The organism is Billgrantia bachuensis (assembly GCF_011742165.1).
Taxonomy (GTDB): domain Bacteria; phylum Pseudomonadota; class Gammaproteobacteria; order Pseudomonadales; family Halomonadaceae; genus Halomonas; species Halomonas bachuensis.
This window is the reverse complement of sequence record NZ_JAAQTO010000011.1, coordinates 26,714-41,255: the sequence shown is the minus strand read 5'-3', so window position 1 is coordinate 41,255 and position 14,542 is coordinate 26,714. Positions and strand designations below refer to the sequence as shown.

10 protein-coding genes and 1 pseudogene are annotated in these 14,542 nt (G+C 61.6%); 4 read left to right on the top strand and 7 right to left on the bottom strand.

Annotation, left to right across the window (positions count from 1 at the left end; genetic code table 11):
* Positions 1-1,543 (top strand): CocE/NonD family hydrolase (locus HBJ55_RS04495; RefSeq protein WP_167111466.1); only part of this gene is annotated, 1,543 nt, incomplete at its 5' end.
* 193 nt (positions 1,544-1,736) lie between these two features.
* On the opposite strand, the gene HBJ55_RS04490 is transcribed toward HBJ55_RS04495, so the two are convergent.
* From HBJ55_RS04490 to HBJ55_RS22685, 3 genes are all read right to left on the bottom strand, one after another.
* Positions 1,737-2,255, bottom strand: coding sequence for a ferritin-like domain-containing protein (locus HBJ55_RS04490; protein ID WP_167111464.1), 519 nt, complete (start codon positions 2,253-2,255; stop codon positions 1,737-1,739).
* Between the two features lie 36 nt (positions 2,256-2,291).
* Positions 2,292-3,128: a manganese catalase family protein gene (locus HBJ55_RS04485; RefSeq protein WP_167111462.1), complete on the bottom strand. Its 837-nt coding sequence runs from the start codon at positions 3,126-3,128 to the stop codon at positions 2,292-2,294.
* Between the two features lie 151 nt (positions 3,129-3,279).
* Positions 3,280-3,573, bottom strand: coding sequence for a con-10 family general stress protein (locus HBJ55_RS22685; protein WP_167111460.1), 294 nt, complete (start codon positions 3,571-3,573; stop codon positions 3,280-3,282).
* Between the two features lie 319 nt (positions 3,574-3,892).
* On the opposite strand from HBJ55_RS22685, the gene HBJ55_RS04475 reads away from it, so the two are divergent.
* Positions 3,893-4,555, top strand: a complete 663-nt coding sequence (locus HBJ55_RS04475; RefSeq protein WP_167111458.1) for a response regulator — start codon at positions 3,893-3,895, stop codon at positions 4,553-4,555.
* 131 nt (positions 4,556-4,686) lie between these two features.
* Here HBJ55_RS04475 and HBJ55_RS04470 read toward each other — a convergent pair whose 3' ends face one another.
* From HBJ55_RS04470 to HBJ55_RS04455, 4 genes and pseudogenes are all read right to left on the bottom strand, one after another.
* Positions 4,687-8,634, bottom strand: coding sequence for a hybrid sensor histidine kinase/response regulator (locus HBJ55_RS04470; protein WP_167111456.1), 3,948 nt, complete (start codon positions 8,632-8,634; stop codon positions 4,687-4,689).
* Positions 8,635-8,712: 78 nt separating this feature from the next.
* Positions 8,713-9,228: a hypothetical protein gene (locus HBJ55_RS04465; protein ID WP_167111454.1), complete on the bottom strand. Its 516-nt coding sequence runs from the start codon at positions 9,226-9,228 to the stop codon at positions 8,713-8,715.
* 94 nt (positions 9,229-9,322) lie between these two features.
* On the bottom strand, positions 9,323-11,104 hold the full coding sequence (locus HBJ55_RS04460; RefSeq protein ID WP_167111452.1) for a sodium:solute symporter family protein: 1,782 nt from the start codon (positions 11,102-11,104) through the stop codon (positions 9,323-9,325).
* Between the two features lie 6 nt (positions 11,105-11,110).
* A pseudogene (locus tag HBJ55_RS04455) lies at positions 11,111-11,324 on the bottom strand (DUF4212 domain-containing protein).
* A 696-nt stretch (positions 11,325-12,020) separates the two neighbouring features.
* Between HBJ55_RS04455 and HBJ55_RS04450 the strand changes: the two are divergent.
* Both HBJ55_RS04450 and HBJ55_RS04445 read left to right on the top strand, forming a co-directional pair.
* On the top strand, positions 12,021-13,853 hold the full coding sequence (locus HBJ55_RS04450) for a DUF294 nucleotidyltransferase-like domain-containing protein (protein WP_167111450.1): 1,833 nt from the start codon (positions 12,021-12,023) through the stop codon (positions 13,851-13,853).
* 48 nt (positions 13,854-13,901) lie between these two features.
* Positions 13,902-14,531 (top strand): 3'-5' exonuclease, encoded by a 630-nt coding sequence (locus tag HBJ55_RS04445; RefSeq protein ID WP_167111448.1) that lies wholly within the window; start codon positions 13,902-13,904, stop codon positions 14,529-14,531.
* The last annotated feature ends 11 nt before the right edge of the window (positions 14,532-14,542 follow it).

Below are 14,542 nucleotides of genomic sequence, written 5' to 3'. Positions count from 1 at the left end.
CGGCGACAACCTGTCGGAAGCCACGGTGATGTTCGCCTTCAACACCCTGCCGCCGGACCCCATGATCGTCGGCAACCGCTGGCGCGACATGTGGTTCGATCGCATGGAGAACAGTGGGCTATGGCTGGAACAGTGGGTCGAAAACCAGCGTCGTAACGACTACTGGTCGACCAGTTCGGTTTGCGAATACTACTCGGCCATCGAGTGCCCGGTGTATGCCATCGGCGGCTGGGCCGATGGCTTCACCAACACCGTGCTACGCCTGATGCAGCACCTCGAGGTGCCGCGCAAGGGACTGATCGGCCCCTGGGGACACAAGTACCCCCATCAGGGGCTTCCAGGACCTGCTATCGGCTTTCTTCAAGAGGCCCTGCGCTGGTGGGACTACTGGCTCAAGGGCAAGGACAACGGCATCATGGACGAACCCATGCTGCGTGCCTGGGAGCAAGACAGCATTCCCCCCGATACGTCTTATGCTGAACGCCCTGGGCGCTGGATCGGCGAGTCGGGATGGCCGTCCGATAACATCAGCATGAGGCGCTATGGACTGGGCCCTTATACCATCGCCATGGGGGAAGGGCATGGCGGTCCGCATCAGCGCGACGAGCATGAAAGCTCACTGGCGCTGCAGTCGCCGCTGAGCGTCGGGCTGTTCGCCGGCAAGTGGTGCTCCTACGCTGCCACGCCCGACCTGCCTGGTGATCAGCGCGAAGAGGATGGCGGTTCGTTGATCTTCAGTAGCCGACAGCTGGCGGAACCGCTCGATATCTTCGGCATGCCCGTCGTGGAGCTCGAGCTCTCGAGCGACAAGCCACAGGCCATGCTGGCGGTGCGTCTGTCCGATGTGGCGCCGGACGGCAAGTCGACACGGGTTACCTATGGCCTGCTCAACCTGTCGCATCGCGACAGCGATGCCAACCCTGAGCCGCTTGTACCGCACCGGCGCTACCGGGTGCGCATACCGATGAACGGTATCGCTCAGCGTTTCCCCGCAGGTCACCAGTTGCGTCTGTCCGTATCGACCTCCTACTGGCCGTTGGCCTGGTTGCCGCCGGAGCCGGCCCAGGTCGAGATCTACCCGAGTAGCTGTGCCTTGGTGCTACCGGAGCGAAAGCCGGGAGAGGAGGACGCACACCTGCCAGAGTTCGACGAGCCCGAGGAAGCACCGCCGCTGGAGATCCACACCTTCGAAGCCAGTGACCACAACTGGCTACTGCACCGCGACCTGGCGACCAAGGAGTCGACCCTCGAGGTGATCAACGATCAGGGCCACTTTCGCATCGAGGACATCGGCACCGAGATCCGTCGCAGCACGCGGGAGTGGTACACCACCCTCCATGACGATTTCACCTCGGCGCGCGGCGAGACCTATACCGAGCGTTCCTTCAAGCGCGACGACTGGAATGTGGAGATTTATACACGCAGCATTCTGAGCTGCGATGAAAGCAACTTCTTCATTCACGCCCAGCTCGACGCCTACGAGGACGACTACCGGGTCTTTTCCAAGAACTGGGAAAAAGTGATCCCACGCGACCATATGTGAGACGCGCCGGCAATGGCGGGCCTGGCTGGCCGCATCCTGTCGGGTGCGGCCTTCTTCATGCGATCTTCTTCTTCGGCACGGGCTGTGCCGGGACGCGACGGCTCGTGGCTGATACAAGCAAAAAACCCCGGCCTATGCCGGGGAAGGAGGGGCCTACGAAACGCCCTTCACTCACGGAGAGTTGGGGTGTGCATCACTTCTTGGCGGTAAGTTGGTCATCTTCCGCGCGCTCCAGGTACTGCCGAGTGGTGTCGTCGAGATGATCGGACAGCCACTGCGCCATGGCTTCCTCTTCGCGGAGGATCTCTTCACAGATACGCGCGATTTCCGGCCTCGAGGCCTTCTCCGCCGCCTGGATCAACGCCTTGTAGCTGGCGATCTCGAAGTGCTCGAAGGCATAGCTGGCCATGCTGCCCTTGACCACTTCATCGCTTGCCATCATGCCGCCCATGCCTTGGCCGAATGCGGCCAGCTTGCCGCCGATGTCTTTCACTACCGACAGGTCGGTACCGAGCAGCGAGATGCATTGCTCGATCCTTTCCGCCTGCCCTCGAGTCTCGATCAAGTGTTGCTCGATGCGCGCTTTGAGCTGCGGGTAGTGCTCCAGACGGCTGGCCTGGGTTTCCAGCATCTTTTCCGCTTGCTTTTCCATGGCGTGAGCGTCGCGCAGCCAGTCTTCCAGATGTTTGGGTGTCTGCGGTTCGGTACCCATATGATGTCTCCTTACAGTTGCGATCGATGGATCCGCTCACTTGGGCGGATTGATCTGCTCCTCCTGAGCGCCTGAGTGCGGCTTGGCCGGGCCAAGCTTGGGTTCCTGGCCCTCGGGAGCCGGCTGGTTTTTGACCGAAAACTCGCCGCGACCGTCGAAAGATGGACCTTGCGACCAGCGGCCCTGCGGAGCCTCTTTGTCGAGCAGTGTGTTGAGGTAATAATAGGAGTGCTGCATGGCTTCGTGAGCCTCGGGCGTGGCGTTGGGTACCGGGAGCTGTGCCTCCATGCCACCCATTTCCTCGATAACAGCCAGCCACTGTTGCTGATGCATGGTGTCGCGAGCTATCAGAAAGGAGAGAAAGTCCTTCATGCCGTGGTCGTCCGTCCAGTTGTACAGGCGCGACGCCAGCATCCGACCGCTCGCTTCGGCGGTAACGTTGGCCAGCATATCGGCGGCCACGTTACCTGTGGCGTAGATGTGGCTCATGTCGAACGGTACGCCGTTCGAATTGACGGGCATGGCGGACAAGCCCGAAGAGAGCAGGTGTCTAGGGTTGGCGCCGCCGAGAATGGCGCGTACCACGGGATCCTGGGCCGACTTCTCCTGGTAAGAGACGGGGGCGCCTTCCAGGTTGAGCGCCACCGCATGGGCAAGCATCTCTATGTGTGCCAGCTCCTCGGTCGCCGTCGACATTAGCATATCGCGGATCCTGTCATCACCGCGGGCCCCCATGGCCTGGAAGAAGTACTGCATGGCCACGCGGATCTCGCCCTCGACACCGCCGATCGCCTGCTGCAATAGCATAGCGAACTCCGGATCCGGTTTGTCGACCTTGACCGGGTACTGCAGCTTGGATGAATGATGAAACATGACGTCTCCTGCGTCTCATGACGAATCGTCACCGAGGCCCTGGCTCTTCTGGCTGAGCCAGTAACGAATCTGCCTGCAGGTGAGCGAGTGGAAACGAGTGATAGGAAGAGGGCTGCCGGAATCGCTCCGGCAGCCCTATGCGACCGGGAGCTTAGTGCCCCTGATTCTTGCCGCCTTTGCGACCGGCTTCGGAGGCCTTCTGACGGTCGTTGGCGAAGTTGCCGCCACTATGCTGCCCGCCTTTCTGGCCGGCCTGGGAGGCCTTCTGCGGGTCGTTGGCGAAGTTGCCGCCACTATGCTGCCCGCCTTTCTGTCCGGCCTGTGAGGCCTTCTCCGGGTCGTTGGCGAAATTGCCGCTGCTGCGCTGTCCGCCTTTCTGTCCGGCCTGTGAGGCTTTCTGAGGATCGTTGGCGAAATTTCCTGGGTTCTGGTTACGCTGTGCCATGGTAAAACTCCTTGAATCCTTTCCGCATGGACATACCAATCCATGTACTTCCATTTACCGGGAATCCGGCACTGCTGGCGTCTGCCATCGTCTTTGAAGATAGAAGCCGCTTTTTAGATTCATCAAGAGAGTTGCTGTTTCGAAGTGAAAAGAAAGTTGTCTTGGTTTCTCTTCGAAGGGAGCCAGTTCGAAAAGTATTGTCGACAACTCGTTTCCCACGCTTGGGAAGCGTCCTGGCATGGGGTAACATGCGGTGAACAATCTAAGAGCCCAAAGTGGCGGCCCCAGGCCCCGAGCCCGAGGAACCGGAGGAGAATCCATGGCTTTTGCCCAGAAATTCATCGTTGCCGATGACCATCCGCTGTTCCGTGCAGCGCTGACGCAGGCGCTGCGCCAGCTGGCGCCACAGGCTGAGATCGTCGAAGCCGACACCATGGAGGCGACCTGTGAGGTCGTTACCCGCCACCCTGATGCCGACCTGATTCTGCTCGACCTGCACATGCCGGGTGCGCATGGTTTCTCCGGCCTGATTCAACTGCGGGGGCAGACACCGGACATTCCGGTGGCGGTGGTTTCCGGCAGCGACGAGCCCCATGTGGTGCGTCGAGCGATCGACTACGGGGCTTCAGGCTTCATTCCCAAGTCGTCTTCGTTGCAGTTGATCGCCGAGGCGGTCGGCGAGATCCTCGACGGCGAGGTGTGGCTGCCCCAGGAGCTGGCCGACTCCCTGGGCGATGCCAACGAGGAAGAGACCCGTTTCGCCGAGGCTATCGCCTCCTTGACGCCACAGCAGTTCCGGGTGCTCAACATGCTCACCGAAGGCCTGCTCAACAAGCAGATCGCCTATGAGCTGAACGTCTCCGAGGCCACTATCAAGGCCCACGTCACCGCCATCCTGCGCAAGTTGGGCGTGCATTCACGCACTCAGGCGGTCATCGCGGCGCAGAAGCTCGAGGTTGAGCCACCAAAGGTGGAATCCTGACCTTCGGTCAGAAGGCATAAGACGCGGCTTCGCCGCTTGAAGAGGGAAGTACGGCGCTTTACGCCTTGAAGGAAAAAGGCAAAGCCTGTCTTCCCTCTTCCCTCTTCCCTCTTCCCTCTTCCCTCTTCCCTCTAAGCACTTGGCGCCCGACTGGCCTGCAGCGTACGGGTCAGCAGGGCTCGCAGGGCGGCGGGGCGAACCGGCTTCTGCAACAGGTGATAGCCGCTGCGGCGAATCTCCTCGGCTACCTCCTCGGTGCGATCGGCAGTGATCACGATGCCAGGCACCGCGCCCTGCAACCGTTCGCTCAGCGCTTCCAGTGCCATCAGGCCGGTCACTTCGTTGTCGAGGTGATAGTCGGCCAGTATCGCATCCGGCTCGCCGTCGAGGTTACGCAACACCGACTTGGCACCGCCGATGGTGGTGGCGGTGTAGACTTCGCAGCCCCAGCCCGAGAGCATCGCCTTCATGCCCTCCAGAATCAGCGTCTCGTTGTCGATGCACAATATTCGGGTTCCGACCAGCTTGTTGCCCACGCGCCGCGGCGAGGCAGCTTCTTCGGCGCGCTCGGCCTCGCTGCGTGCGGCCACCACAGGTACGCTGACCGAGAACATGGTGCCGATACCCTCGCGGGAGAAAACCTTGATCGGGTGATCGAGCACGCGGCTCATGCGGTCGGCGATCGACAGCCCCAGACCCAGACCCTTCTCGCTCTCCTTGTGCCGTGAGGCCTGGTCCAGGCGGCGGAACTCCTGGAAGATCTCCGCCTGCTTGGACTCGGGGATGCCCGGGCCCGAGTCCCACACCTCGATGGTCAGGCGCGAACCGCGGCGCCGGCAACCCAGCAGTACTCGGCCCTCCTGAGTGTAGCGCAGCGCGTTCGACAGGAAGTTCTGCACGATCCGCCGCAACATCTGAGGGTCGCTATCGACCCAGGAGCGGGTCGGCACCACGACTAGATCGAGGCCGCGCTCTTCGGCCATGACTTCGAATTCGGCGCGCAGCGGACGGAAGATATCGGCCAGCGCGAAGTGGTTGCGCCGCGGGGTGAGGGCGCCGGCGTCGAGCTTGGAGATGTCGAGCAGCGTACCGAGTAGTTCCTCGGCGGCCTGCAACGAGTTGTCGATATGACCGATGGTGCGCTTCATGTCCTCGGCGTCCATCTCCTGGGACAGCGCCGAGGTGAACAGGCGTGCCGCATTCAGCGGCTGCAGCAGATCATGACTGGCGGCGGCAAGGAAGCGGGTCTTGGAGGCATTGGCATCCTCCGCCACCTGCTTGGCCTGGCGCAGGGCCTGCTCGGCCTCGGCCCGTACTCGGTTCTCCTGGCGCAGTGCGGTGTTGGCTTCCGACAGTGCCTGGGTACGTTCGCGTACCCGCTCTTCCAGGGTCTCGTTGGTTTCTTTCAGGGCGATTTCGGCCAGGCGCCGCTCGGTGATGTCCTGATAGAGGGCAAAGAAGCCAAGGATGGCACCGCTGTCGCCGAAGTGTGGGGTATAGGTCACCAGCATGTAGCGCAGGTCGTCGCCGAGGCGCAGCGATACCTCGAAGTTGACTCGCTCGCCAGCCAGCGCCCGGTGGATCCAGGGCTCGCGCTCGAGCGCCATCTCATCGCTGATGACGCTGTTGACGTGCTTGCCGATGACCTCGTTGCGGTCGATGCCGAAAGCTTGTTCGTAGGCACGGTTGGTGAAGAGGTAGCGGCACTCCTTGTCGAAGTAGGCGATCAGCGCCGGCACGTTGTCGGTATAGATGCGGATGTTGTTCTCGGAGCGTATCAGCGCTTCCTCGATGCGCTTCTGCTGGGTGATGTCCTGGTAGGTATAGACGAAACCGCCGCCCGGCATGGGGTTGCCCTGTACCTCGAGCACGCTGCCGTCCTGGCGATAGCGCACGTAGCGGTGGGGCTGGCCCTCGCGGATGTTGTCGATCAGCAGCTGCACGTGCTCCTCGGGGTCGCCGGGCCCGTATTCGCCGTTGTGGGCGTTATAGCGGAAGATCTTGTCCATCGGCGCGCCGACCCGGATCAGGTGGTCGGGGAAGCGGAACAGCTCCAGGTAGCGCTGGTTCCATACCACCAGGCGCATGTTCTGGTCGACCACGCTGATGCCCTGGTTGATGTTCTCGATGGTGGCCTGCAGCAGGGCGCGGTTGAACTCCAGGACCTGGGACGCTTCGTCGACGATGGAGATCACGTCGGAAATACCGATGCCGCGCCCCTGCAGCGCCGAATTGACCACGATGCGCGCCGAGGAGGCCCCCAGCACCGAGGCCAGGAAGCGCTCGGTGAACTGGATCACGTCGATCGAGGCGCGGTTGCCATCCTCCAGCGGCTTGCCGGCGCGCCGCGCGTAGTCGTCGAACGCACGAGCCACCTGGCCGGCGCCGAGGAAGCGCTCGCACAGTACCTTGAGGTCGCCCACCGTGGTGGCGCCGGTCCAGGGGCGGTTGACCGAGGTCTGGCGGGTTTCGACGCTGTCGACGAACAGCGAGGCCTGGATGCGTTCGACCACCCGCTGCGAGGTGACCTGGGAAACGAAGATGTAGCAGAACAGGTTGACCCCGAGCGAGAGCATTACGCCATGGGTGAAGGAGTCGCCGAAATTGAGCCCGAACAGTGCAGTGGGCGTCAGCCAGGGGTGGCCGAAAGGGCCACCGGCGAGCCATTCGGCCGGCAGCACGCCCGCCTGGATCATTCCCGGCATCAGCAGGCTATAGGCCCAGATGGCGAAACCGGCGTTCATGCCCACCACGACCCCTAGGCGATTGCCGCGTTTCCAGTAGAGCCCGCCGAGCAGGGCAGGGGCGAACTGGGCCGCTGCGGCGAAGGAGAGCATGCCGATCGATGCCAGCGAGGTGAACTCGCCGATCAGTTGGTAGAAGCCGTAGGCCAGTGCCAGGATCACCCCGATGGTGATGCGCCGGGCCTGCAGCACCAGGCGGCCATAGTCGCGCGGCCGGGCATCCAGCCAGCGCAGGCGGAACAGCAGCGGAATCACGATCTCGTTGGAAATCATGATCGACACGGCGACCGTGGCCACGATGACCATGCCGGTCGCCGCGGAGAAGCCGCCGATATAGGTGAGCAGGGTCAGCCACTGCTGGCCGGCAGCCATCGGCAGCGCCAGCACGAAGGTATCGGGCTCCACCGAACCGTCGGGGAACAGGGCCAGGCCCGCGGCGGCAATGGGCAGGATGAAAAAGGCGAATGCCACCAGGTAGAGCGGGAACAGCCAGCGTGCCTTGGCGGCATCATTGGGATGGGTGTTTTCCACCACGGCGACGTGGAACTGGCGCGGCAAGCAGAAGATCGCCAGCATCGCCAGCAGTGTCTGGGCCCAGAAACCGCGGCCGAAGTCCTGGTCGGCGAGCTGGCGCTGAAGCTCCATCTGGCTATCGGCCAGTGCCATCAGCTCACCGAGGCCATCGAACATGCCCCAGGTGACGTAGGCGCCAAGGATCAGGAAGGCCAGCAGCTTGACCATCGACTCGAAGGCGACGGCATGGATCAGCCCCTCATGATGCTCGGTGGCATCGGTGTGGCGCGTACCGAACAGGATGGCGAATGCCGCCATCACGATGGCAACGAAGAAGGCCGTATCGGCAAACAGCGGGGTATGGGTGATGTCGGCCGCATCCGTCAGCACGGCGAACGAGGTCGACACGGCCTTAAGCTGCAGGGCGATGTAGGGCAGAGTGCCGATCAGCGCGACCAGGCTGGCGAAGGCCGCCAGGGATTGTGCCTTGCCGTAGCGCGAGGCGATGAAGTCGGCGATCGAGGTGATGTTCTGCCGCTTGGCCACGCGAATCATCTTGGCGAGTATCGGCCAGAACAGCAGGAAGGTCAGGATCGGTCCGACATAGATACTGGCAAAGGACCAGCCGGAAGTCGCCGCCTGACCGACCGCCCCGTAAAAGCTCCACGACGTGCAGTAGATGGCCAGGGCGAGGATGTAGATGACCGGACGCTGGCGGCTGGCGCCGCGCCGACGCGCATTACGATCGCCCAGCCAGGCGATGCCGAACAGTATGGCGATGTAGAGCAGTGATACGGCGATCAGCAGCCAACCGGCAAACATGCGCTTCCCCCCAGAAGATTGTCGACCATTCTAAAGGGTATTGCGACGCAAGGGCACGTGCCGGGCCGTTGACGGACGTTACCCGTTGATGCAGACCGCCTCGTACAGCTGCGAGGAAGAATCCACTTCACGTAGAGCCTGCAAGTTCGGGCTGGGGTCTTCGCCAACCAGTGGCACTATTTCCCGGGTCTTGCAGTTCATCAAATAGGACTGGTGGTCCAGGCGATCCATGTACTCCTTCTCGAAGCGGTAGAGAATGAATTCGACGAGGGGATCACCATCGGCTTCCAACTGCCTCATGCTGCTCCGGTCGACCACGCTGAAGCCGACTGTCAGGGGAACGGCATAAGTCCAGGGGCGCCAGAACATGCGGTCTTCCTCGGTTTCGACCACCTGCGCCGTCGCCGGCAGCTGGCTGCGCTTGTGCTCGAACCAACTGTACTCGTGATTAATCTGGTAGCCGAGGATGCCCAGTCCGGCGAAGACCGGGACGATCCAGCTGGGCAGCCGCTTGCCGCTCAGGGTTCGGAGCAGTAATCCGACGCCCGCAGCGCCCAGTCCGGCGAAGACCGCCGCAATCAAGTGCCAAATCATGTTGGAAGCTTCCTGACAGCCATCGGGCTTCCCGAAGGAAGCCCGATGTGAGATGGGTTCCGGCGCCGGGACGACGCCGGGGTGGGATTATGACTCAGTGGTCGACCGCCATGCCAGCGCCCTTGGGATAGCGAACGCTTTCCACCAGATCCTGAATCTCCTGGGGCGGTGCCTGGGTCGCCTTGGAAGCGGCGAATGCCACGGCGAAGTTGATGAGGGCACCGATCGCGCCGATGGACAGCGGCGAAATGCCCAGCACCCAGTTGTCCGGCGTGTCCGGCAGGTTGTTGGTTCCCGGAATGAAGAACCAGCCCTTGTAGACGAAGATATACGCCAGGGTGAAGACCAGGCCGGACAGCATGCCGGCGACGGCACCCACATTGTTCACCCGCTTGGAGAAGATCCCCATCATCAGTGCCGGGAACAGCGAGGCGGCGGCGATACCGAAGGCCAGTGCCACCACCTGAGCGGCGAACCCTGGCGGGTTGGCCCCCAGGTAGGTGGCCACGACGATGGCGACGGACATCGATATCCGAGCCGCCATCAGCTCGCCTTTCTCCGAGATGCCGGGGTTGATCGAGCCCTTGATCAGATCGTGACTGATCGCCGAGGAGATCGCCAGCAGCAGGCCTGCGGCAGTTGATAGGGCCGCCGCCAGGCCGCCCGCGGCAATCAAGCCGATGACCCAGCCGGGCAGGTTGGCGATCTCTGGGTTGGCCAGCACCAGAATGTCGTTGTTGACGGTCAGCTCGTTGCCCTCCCAGCCACGATCGGTAAAGTCGGCGCTGCCGTTGTAGAACTGGATGCGGCCGTCGTCGTTGAGATCCTCGAAGGCGATCAGGCCGGTTTCCTCCCAGGTGCGGATCCACTCGGGACGGTCCTCATAGAGGATGGGGTTGGTAGCGGCTTCCTCCATGTTCTCGACCTGGCCGGCCATCTCCGGATAGATGGTAGTCGCCAGGTTCAGGCGCGCCATGGAGGCCACGGCCGGAGCGGTCAGGTAGAGCAGGCCGATGAACACCAGGGCCCAGCCGGCGGACCAACGCGCGTCGGCCACCTTCGGCACGGTGAAGAAGCGGATGATGACGTGCGGCAGACCAGCGGTACCGATCATCAGCGTCAGAGTGAACAGTACCATGTTGAGCTTGTTGTCCACGTCCGCCGTGTATTCATTGAAACCCAGCGCGGTGACCACCTCGTTGAGCTTGGTCAGCAGCGGCACGCCGGACTCGGCATGGTCGGAGAACAGGCCCAGCGGCGGAAGCGGGTTGCCGGTCAACTCCAGGGAGATGAACACAGCGGGAATGGTATAGGCGACGATGAGCACGATGTACTGGGCCACCTGGGTATAGGTGATCCCCTTCATGCCGCCGAGCACCGCATAGAAGAACACCACCACGGCAGCAATGATCAGGCCGGTAGTCGCTTCGACCTCGAGGAAGCGGGAGAATGCCACGCCCGCACCCGCCATCTGGCCGATAACGTAGGTTACCGAGGCCACGATCAAACAGATTACCGCCACCAGCCGGGCCTGCTTGCTGTAGAAGCGGTCACCGATGAACTCGGGCACGGTGAACTTGCCGAACTTACGCAGGTACGGCGCGAGCAGCATGGCCAGCAGCACGTAACCACCGGTCCAGCCCATCAGGAAGGTAGAGTTGGCATAGCCGCCAGCAGCGATGAGGCCTGCCATTGAGATGAACGACGCCGCCGACATCCAGTCGGCGCCGATCGCCATGCCGTTCGTGATCGGATGGACCCCGCCGCCGGCGACGTAGAAGTCCTTGGTCGAGCCTGCCTTGGCCCAAATCGCGATGCCAATATAGAGGGCAAAGGATCCGCCAACGAATAACAGGTTGATGGCAAATTGACTCATGCTGGCTTACTCCCCGAGGCCGAACTGCTTGTCGAGCCGATTCATCTTCCAGGCATAGAAGAAGATCAGGACGATGAAGGTCAGAATGGATCCCTGAAAGCAGGGGGCGGAACAGGATGGCACAGCCGTAAGAGACGAATGCCCAGACGATCATGCAGCCGGTTATCAGGCGTAGGTTCGCCTTCCAGTATGCAGTCGCGTTGGATTTGTCATCAGCCATAGTGTTGCTCTCCACTTGTTTTTAAGGTTGGGAAGTCGTCAAGAGAGTTGCCAAGCTTCATCAGGACGTACTAAGCGAGTCGAGTGGTAAGGACGATGACGCTGGCCAGCGTCTGATGTTCCCATGCTCCCTGCGGACGAGCCGCACTTCCCACCACGTCTGGTTACCGATAGTCGAATCGCTTTATCAAGGTGCGATTTGCCCTGGATGACACAGGGACAATAGTGGTCAATAAATGAGAAAAATAAAATCCCAGACTTTGGTATCATGAGCAAACTATAATGATCTTATTGATGCTATTTCCCTTTAAAAACAATAAATTATTATGTCTTTTGTCGAAAGTTGGTGTGGTCGGTTTTGAACCGATAGGACGATTGTCTAGCGTTGTACTTTTGTCTATATCCTTCATTGTAAGACCATTGTCTAGTGCTGAATGCGGCGCGGGAAGTTTCCCCCCTTTGACGTTGGTCTAGGTTATGTCTTGAAAGTGAGGGCTGTTATTCTGCCTCAAGAAGTCCTGTTCGATGCCAATGGCATCGAAATAGAGAGGGGTTGTTTCGCTAATGTTTCAGGCGACAGGGATGTGCATGGCATAGGCTTGGGCTTCCCCTTGGTACTGTGACCTGCTCGCCAGGCCTCCTTTCAGACTCGTTCGGGTGCTGACGGCGATGACGGCCGCACAACGAGGGCTCCAACATGGTCGATGTCGATCTTTCCCAACCCCCGTTCTCCTTTCTGAGTGAAGAGGGGCGTGATCGCGTCCGCAATGGCATCGACCTGGCCTACTTCGACCGCGACGAGGTCATCCTCGAGACCGGCCAGCCCGGAGAATACGTCTTTCTCATCCACAAGGGAGAGGTGGCTGAACTGGATACCACCCTGCCGGGAGCTCGGGAACGAATCGGGCACTACACGGCAGGCGATCTGTTCGGTGCCATCAGCATTCTCAACGGAAAGAGTCGCTACCGCTTTCGTACCGAACAGGAGTGCCTCTGCTACCTGTTGCCAAAAGCGTTGTTCCTGCAGCTGTGCGACGACTATCCCGCCTTTGCCGAGTTCTTTCGCCAGACCCTGGCGCACAAGGCTCGTCTGCTGACCGAGCAGCGCGCCGAGGGTGGCGTGACAATGGCCGGCTTCATGCTGGCCAAGGTCAGCGAATGCATGCGACCGCCGCTATGCATGGGGGCGGAGACAACCATCGCCGAGGCGGTGGCGAGGCTGCACGAGAGCCACGCCGACAGCCTGCTGGTGGAGGGCGACAGCGGAGCGGGAATGGTGACCAAGACCGACTTGCTCGAAGCGCTGGTGCTCCAGGAGCGTGACAAGGAGAGTTCGCTTCAGGAGATCGCTCATTTCGAGCTGGTCACGGTACGCCCCGATCAGTACCTGTTCGAAGTACTCGTCATGATGACCCGCTTCAAGGTGGAACGGGTCGTGGTCATGGAGCGAGGAGAGGAACAAGCCCCGCCGATCGGTGTCGTGGAACTCACCGATGTGCTCAGCTACTTCTCCAGCCGCAGCTATGTAGTGAGCCTGCAAGTCGAACAGGCGGACAGCCTCGAGGCCCTGTTTCGCGCCAGCCGCCGTACGCCGGAGCTGGTCAAGGCGCTCATGGCCCAGGGCGTCAAGCTGCGTTTCGCCATGGATCTGCTGGCGGCGCTCAACGGACGCATCATATCCAAGGCCTGGGGTTTTCTCATCGACGAGCGCTACCATCAGGAAAGCTGCCTGATGGTGATGGGCAGCGAGGGGCGCGGTGAGCAAATCCTCAAGACCGACCAGGACAACGGCCTGATACTCGCCGATGGGCTCGAGTGGCCGGGTGTCGAAACGCAGATGCAGCGCCTCACCGAAACATTGATCGAACTCGGTTACCCGCCCTGTCCGGGCAATATCATGGTATCCAATCCCGAATGGGTCGGGAGCGTGTCGCAGTGGCGCGAGCGTATCGCCCGCTGGGCCGAGAAGCGTGACGGCGATAGCCTGATGAAGCTTGCCATCATGCTCGATTCCCATGCCGTGGCCGGCAACCCGGCGCTGCTCGACCGCGTGCGCCAGTCCCTCTTCGAGCAGTGCTCGCGTGACGAGCTGCTGCTCTCCTATTTCGCTCGCGCTGCGCTGCGCTTCTCCACACCACTGACCTTGTTCGGTTCGCTGAAGAAGCCTCAACACGGCATCGATATCAAGAAGGGCGGCATCTTTCCCATCGTGCATGGGGTGCGCACCATGGCGTTGGAGCGGGCAGTCAAGCCCACTTCGACATTGGAGCGGCTCGAGGCCTTGGCCGCGGATGGAAGGCTGGAGGAGCGAGTCGCGGAGAATCTGGCCGAGGCGCTGTCACTGTTCACCGAGCTGCGCCTGAAGCAGCAGCTGGAACGGCTGGACGACGATGTCGCCAGCAAAAGCCCGGATCGTGTCGTGGTGCAGCAGCTGTCGTCGCTGGAGCGCGACTTGCTGCGAGAGGCACTGCATATCGTCAAGGACTTCAAGCAGAGCCTGTCGCAGCGCTATCACCTCGAGTATTCCTGAGGCCGACAGGCGCGAGAGGCAGGCAGGAGCGAACCAAGGAGGAACGGCATGTTTCGAGTTCTGCGCCGGGCCAATGATCGTCGCCGTCATGCGGGCGGCGAGTATGGCTGGCTATTCCGTCCCTATACCGGGGATGAACTGGTAGCCATCGACTGCGAAACCACCGGTGTCGATACGCGTATCGCCGAGCCCGTGTCCATCGGTGCGGTCAAGGTACGTGGCGACAGGGTGCTGACCAGCGAGTCGCTTGATTTACGCCTGAAGCGCCCCGCAACACTGACCGGCGACTCCATCCGCGTGCATGGTCTGCGCGGCATTGACCTGGATGACGGCGTCAGCCTGGACGACGCATTGGTAACGCTGCTCGACTTCATCGGCAACCGCCCGCTACTGGGTTGGCGGCTCGACTTCGACCTGGCCATCCTCAATCGCCAGATTCGTTCGCGCTTCGGTTTCGACCTGCCCAATAGCGGTATCGACGTGGCACAGCTGTATCACCGACAGCAGCGCCGTAGCGTGATGGAACCCGAGCCTCGCGCGCAGCGCTTCGAGGCAGTGGCGGAGACTCTCGGCGTACCTGTCATGGGGCGTAATACCGCACTCGGTGACGCCGTGACCACGGCACTGATGTACCTGCGCCTGGAGCGGGCCGTGCTACAGGACCGCTGCGAGGCATGAGGTGCTGAATC